Annotated in this window: 6 protein-coding genes; 3 read left to right on the top strand and 3 right to left on the bottom strand. The window is 39.2% G+C overall.

The genetic code is table 11. The features are described 5' to 3' along the window. Nucleotides 1–318 precede the first annotated feature (318 nt). A complete protein-coding gene (locus IQ228_RS20365; RefSeq protein ID WP_027402037.1) occupies nt 319–612 on the bottom strand; it encodes a hypothetical protein in 294 nt (97 codons plus the stop codon). Nucleotides 613–961: 349 nt separating this feature from the next. Beyond that, nucleotides 962–1,132 carry a chlorophyll a/b-binding protein gene (locus IQ228_RS20360; RefSeq protein WP_027402036.1) on the bottom strand — a complete coding sequence of 57 codons (171 nt, stop codon included), beginning with the start codon at nt 1,130–1,132 and terminating at the stop codon, nt 962–964. Between the two features lie 250 nt (nt 1,133–1,382). Here IQ228_RS20360 and ald point away from each other — a divergent pair, with 250 nt between their 5' ends. Next, on the top strand, nt 1,383–2,474 hold the full coding sequence (ald, locus tag IQ228_RS20355) for an alanine dehydrogenase (RefSeq protein ID WP_193964178.1): 1,092 nt from the start codon (nt 1,383–1,385) through the stop codon (nt 2,472–2,474). 95 nt (nt 2,475–2,569) lie between these two features. Here ald and IQ228_RS20350 read toward each other — a convergent pair whose 3' ends face one another. Continuing rightward, nucleotides 2,570–2,959: an MAPEG family protein gene (locus tag IQ228_RS20350; RefSeq protein ID WP_015083489.1), complete on the bottom strand. Its 390-nt coding sequence runs from the start codon at nt 2,957–2,959 to the stop codon at nt 2,570–2,572. A 79-nt stretch (nt 2,960–3,038) separates the two neighbouring features. Between IQ228_RS20350 and IQ228_RS20345 the strand changes: the two genes are divergently transcribed. Next, nucleotides 3,039–3,830 (top strand): ABC transporter ATP-binding protein, encoded by a 792-nt coding sequence (locus IQ228_RS20345; protein WP_027402034.1) that lies wholly within the window; start codon nt 3,039–3,041, stop codon nt 3,828–3,830. A 46-nt stretch (nt 3,831–3,876) separates the two neighbouring features. Then, complete coding sequence (locus IQ228_RS20340; RefSeq protein ID WP_027402033.1) at nt 3,877–5,301, top strand: MlaD family protein; 1,425 nt, start codon at nt 3,877–3,879, stop codon at nt 5,299–5,301. The last annotated feature ends 22 nt before the right edge of the window (nt 5,302–5,323 follow it).

Below are 5,323 nucleotides of genomic sequence, written 5' to 3'. Positions count from 1 at the left end.
GGGTTCTTGTATTTCACTCAACCAAGAACCGCCATATCAAATTCTGAGATTATTTATGCTAAATTTTCCGAGAAATTGACTTTTTTATATAATTTGATTTCTTGGGTAGTAGTTTGTAGTTTCATAGGTCTATTTAGTAATAATTACTAATTGGATTTTACTTGATTTTGAATAGTTTGATAATCACTAAACTACAAAAACCGTAGGGGCGCAGGGTCTGCGCCCTAATTTATATTACGCCCTAATTTGTATTACAGTATATTGCAGGCAAAAGAGGTACAAATTCTCATCACAAAGCTTTGCACCTCAAGAGTTTTACTACTGACGGGGTTTCTTCTTGGAAGTCTTTAATACAGGTAAAGGGTCAGCGGAAGACTGAGGAGGTAAATAATATTGTGCAACAGGTTCTTCTGGTAAAGCCGGACGCTGCTGCATTCGCCATAATTTAAAGACGAGAGCTATTCCGGCTGTTCCTAAACCAAAGGTGAAAAGTGACCAACTATCATCCAAACCACCAATCAGCGCATCTATTGTTCCCACTGTTATCAATGCACTAATGATAGGTTCTTTGCGGTAGGCTGACTTTAAAAAACGAGGTAATACAGCATTCATCACAGCTTACTTAGTTCCAGATTAGATTTTTTGTATAAATTTACGCAGAGCATACCAGCTAAAATTTGTCTGTTTCATCAAAGGCAAATAGTAGCATGGACAATTGTAATTTCCTTTGGCAAAAAAGGGAGTACGGTAATTAACACCCACAGAAGTGATTGCTTTGAGGATCATTGCAGTTATTTCTATTGTACTAGGACTGAGGCAATAAGTTAATTTTAGGAAACAAGGTATGAGGACAAAAATCACCCAAAAACTAACGTAGAGACATTCCATAGAACATCTCCACACCCAATTCATACTTTATTAAACTATGCCACGCCAGCTATCAGTAACTTGAGATTAAAGTCTACTTTAAACCGAGCCATGCAAGTACACCTTGATTGGTAACGTATTCAATTACTACCATTAAAATGAAGCCGATCATTGCCGCTCTGCCATTTAAACGTTCAGCATATTCATTAAAGCCAAATTTAGGTTCTTCTAATTTGGGGGTGATGGTTGGTTGTTGTTGTGTCATAATCAGTGATTCCTTTGTTGATAATTGGCAAACAAAAATTTACAGAGATTTTTCAAGTAAATTGCTGAAGATGGTCGTCGTTACTTAACAATTTTTAATTATTCTTTATCTATTGTAAGAAGACTGGCGGATTAGTCAAGGTGTAGCGTGAGGGAGAATAAAAATTTTGCATTTTGAATTACTGAATACGGAAATAATCAGCTAGGTACTGGCACGCTAAAGTGAAACAATCAAATATAAGAGGTTATCAATGGAAATTGGTGTTCCCAAAGAAACTAAAGATCAGGAATTTCGGGTAGGTTTAAGTCCTTCCAGTGTTCGGGTATTACGGGAAAATGGTAATAATATTTTTGTGGAAAGTGAAGCTGGTACTGGCGCGGGATTTACTGATGAAGACTACCGCAATGCTGGGGCAGAAATTGTCAATACTGCCGATGCTGCTTGGAATCGGGAGTTAGTTATTAAGGTAAAAGAACCTTTGGTGAGTGAGTATAAATTCTTGCAAAAGGAGCAGTTGTTATTTACTTATTTACATTTAGCGGCGAATCGCCAGTTAACAGAATATTTAATTGATTGTGGCACTTGTGCGATCGCTTATGAAACCGTAGAACAACCAGGAGCAAATAAACTTCCCCTACTCACACCCATGAGTATTGTTGCTGGTCGGTTAGCCGTACAATTTGGCGCAAGATTCCTAGAACGTCAACAAGGAGGCAGAGGCGTACTTTTAGGCGGTATCCCCGGAGTCAAAGCTGGTAAAGTCGTAATTTTAGGTGGTGGTGTCGTCGGTACAGAAGCCGCTAAAATCGCCGTCGGTATGGGTGCATTGGTGCAAATCTTAGATGTCAACGTGGAACGTCTATCTTACCTAGAAACCTTGTTTGGGTCGAGAGTAGAACTACTTTACAGCAACTCCGCCCATATTGAAGCCGCAGTCAAAGATGCCGATTTACTCATTGGTGCAGTCTTAATTCCTGGCAAAAAAGCCCCCATTTTAGTATCTCGTGAATTAGTTAAACAAATGCGCCCTGGTTCAGTGATTGTAGATGTTGCTGTTGATCAAGGTGGATGTGTAGAAACATTACATCCTACATCCCACACTAAACCAGTATACATGGATGAGGGAGTAGTACATTATGGTGTTCCTAATATGCCGGGAGCAGTGCCTTGGACATCCACGCAAGCCCTAAATAACAGTACCCTACCCTATACTGTCCAGTTAGCAAATCTGGGACTTAAAGCCTTAGACATGAACCCAGCCTTAGCAAAAGGTTTAAATGTCCAAAATCACCGTCTTGTACATCCTGCTGTGCAAGAGGTATTTCCCGATTTAGTTGGGTGAAACAAAATTAAACATATAGATCCAGTATGGGCGGACAGAATTCCGCCCTCTTCCTTTGCGTCTTTGCTCATTAGCGTATTTGCGCGAAACAAAAACTACTTCACCATAGATAAAATAATCCCCACCAGCGAACCAAGAATTAGCACGATACCGCTGAGAGAACTAATTGCAAAACCAGGACCGCGTTTTTCAGCAGCTTGATAATATCCCCAAGCATAAGCAATTCTTCCTACTATCCAAGCTGCACCGAGAGCAGAACCCCAAATAGGACTAACATAAATAGAAAACAACCATAAAGCCGGAATAAATAAAGCTAGTTGTTCCAAGGTATTTTGTTGTACCCTTAGCACTCTTTCAAAATCCAGGTTTCCTGTAGTCTGCGGTACAGGGACTTGATATTTAGCTCTAGCTATACCAACATTAATTGTCACTACAAAATATAGTATAAGTGCGGAAACAGTAACTAAACTAGGATAAGGGGACATAAACTTGAGTAAAATGGGAAAATAACGTGCTTTACAAAATATTATAGGTGACAGATGAGAATTTAATTACTAACTAGCAATGACAGAAACATTAGAACCATTAATTGAATTAAAAGGTATTTCTAAAACTTTTGGTAACAACAAGGTTTTAGATAACGTTGATTTAAAAATATACCGAGGACAAGCACTAGGAATAATTGGCCCTTCGGGAACTGGTAAATCAACGGTTTTAAGGATTATAGCCGGATTATTAAAACCTGATGAAGGGGAAATTTATATTCAAGGAGTACGCAGAGAGGGTTTAATAGAAGATGCTGCTGATCCGGTGGGAATTGGCATGGTATTTCAGCAAGCGGCTCTATTTGACTCTTTGACAGTCGAAGAAAACATTGGATTTCTACTTTATCAACATTCTCGACTAAAGCGATCGCACATTCGGGAATTAGTCAATCAAAAATTAGAATTGGTAGGACTAGCAGATATTAGTCACCTTTACCCATCAGAACTTTCTGGAGGAATGCGAAAAAGAGTCAGTTTTGCTCGTGCTATTATGTCAAATCCTCAACGTCCTACAGATAGTCCAGAGGTTTTATTATACGATGAACCTACAGCCGGATTAGATCCCATTGCCTCAACGGTAATTGAGGACTTAATCCGTGACTTACAAAATACACAAGGAGTCTGTAGTACCTACTCCATTGTGACTCACCAAGAAAGCACTATTCGGCGGACATCCGATCAAATAGTATTTCTTTATCAAGGAAAAGTGCAATGGCAAGGTACAGTAGTTGCCTTAGATCATACAGAAAATCCCCTAATTAGACAATTTATGAGTGGAAGTGTACATGGACCAATTCAAGTAGTTGGTTAAGTACCAAATCAAGTTGCTGAGTTTAACGCTATCAGTGGAGGAATAAATGCGAGGTCTAATTAGCAGTTTCACGTCTGCACGCATGATGAGAGAAGGTTCTGTAGGATTGTTGCTCCTGGTGGGGTTAGGCGCATTTGGCACAATTTTACTGTGGTTAAATAGAATCACCCCTGGAGAAACTTCTTACAGAGCAATTATCGAATTTGCCAATGCTGGGGGAATGCAAAAGGGTTCAGTAGTCCGTTTTCGGGGTGTGAAAGTGGGAACTATCACCAAGGTTCAACCCGGAACAAATGCCATTGATGTGGAAATTCAAATTAACTCCCCTGATTTAATAATTCCCAGTAATTCCCTCATTGAAGCTAATCAAAGTGGATTAATTAGCGAAAATATTATTGAAATTACTCCCAAAGGATATTTACCAGGGAAGTTATCTGCCAAACCTCTAGATAAAGACTGTAATTCTAGCTTGATTATTTGTAATGGTTCTCGCTTAAGAGGGACAATTGGCATCAGTGTAGATGAACTGATGCGTCAATCAACTATTTTTGCGGCTCAATATAGTAACGAAAAGTTCTATAAAAACGTGAATCGCACCTTAGAAACCTCGGCTAATGCTGCTGCTAATATCGCCGATTTAAGTAAGGATTTACAGGATTTGAGCAAAACCTTCAAAGGACAAATAAGTGTATTTTCTGGTACGGCATCTACATTACAACGCTCTACAGCCCAATTAACTACAACTGCTACCAAAACCGCAGATCAATTAGGGACAACAGCTAAGGATTTTAGTATTACAGCTAAACAAGCAAATCGCTTACTAACAAATTTAGACAATCTCATCACTACCAATCGTTCTTCTTTAGTTGGTACTTTAAATAGTATGACGGAGACCAGTAATCAACTTCGTCAAACAGTTACAAGTTTATCCCCTGCCATTAATCGCTTAACTCAAGGACAATTATTAACCAATTTAGAAACCCTATCGGCAAATGCAGCCGAAGCTTCTGTGAATTTAAAAGATGCCTCTAAAACTTTAAATGATCCAAAAAACATTGTTTTATTGCAACAAACCTTAGATGCGGCGAGAGCAACATTTGAAAATACCCAAAAAATCACCGCTGATTTAGATGAATTAACAGGCGATCCTAAGTTTCGTCAAAATATGCTGCGATTGGTAAATGGTCTGAGTAAATTAGTTTCTTCTGGCAAAGATATTCAGGAAAAAACCAAGGTAGCTGTAACTCTAGATGGTCTCAAAGCTGATGCTAATCAGTCAAAGGTAGTAATTACCGCATCTGTTCCTCAAAAACAAATATTAGTGATAAATTCCCAACCCAAAATAGTGGAGAAGGTGGAAACAACCCCCGCACCAGTCCCAGAACCACCCAATTTATCCCAAGAACAACTCCTCCAGCAACTTAGAGAATATCGAGAGAAGGGAATAGGGAATAGGGAACAGGAGAAGTAGGGGGAGTGGGGGGAGTGAGGGG

This window comes from Dolichospermum sp. LEGE 00246 (assembly GCF_015207865.1).
Classification (GTDB): domain Bacteria; phylum Cyanobacteriota; class Cyanobacteriia; order Cyanobacteriales; family Nostocaceae; genus Dolichospermum; species Dolichospermum heterosporum.
The sequence above is the reverse complement of the archived record's forward strand: the minus strand, read 5'-3'. Positions and strand labels throughout refer to the sequence as shown.

What these genes read in the sequence shown, in the direction of transcription:
- IQ228_RS20365 (WP_027402037.1), bottom strand. Translation starts at nt 612, where the DNA reads ATGAATGCTGTATTACCTCGTTTTTTAAAGTCAGCCTACCGCAAAGAA.
- IQ228_RS20360 (WP_027402036.1), bottom strand. Translation starts at nt 1,132, where the DNA reads ATGACACAACAACAACCAACCATCACCCCCAAATTAGAAGAACCTAAA.
- ald (WP_193964178.1), top strand. Translation starts at nt 1,383, where the DNA reads ATGGAAATTGGTGTTCCCAAAGAAACTAAAGATCAGGAATTTCGGGTA.
- IQ228_RS20350 (WP_015083489.1), bottom strand. Translation starts at nt 2,959, where the DNA reads ATGTCCCCTTATCCTAGTTTAGTTACTGTTTCCGCACTTATACTATAT.
- IQ228_RS20345 (WP_027402034.1), top strand. Translation starts at nt 3,039, where the DNA reads ATGACAGAAACATTAGAACCATTAATTGAATTAAAAGGTATTTCTAAA.
- IQ228_RS20340 (WP_027402033.1), top strand. Translation starts at nt 3,877, where the DNA reads ATGCGAGGTCTAATTAGCAGTTTCACGTCTGCACGCATGATGAGAGAA.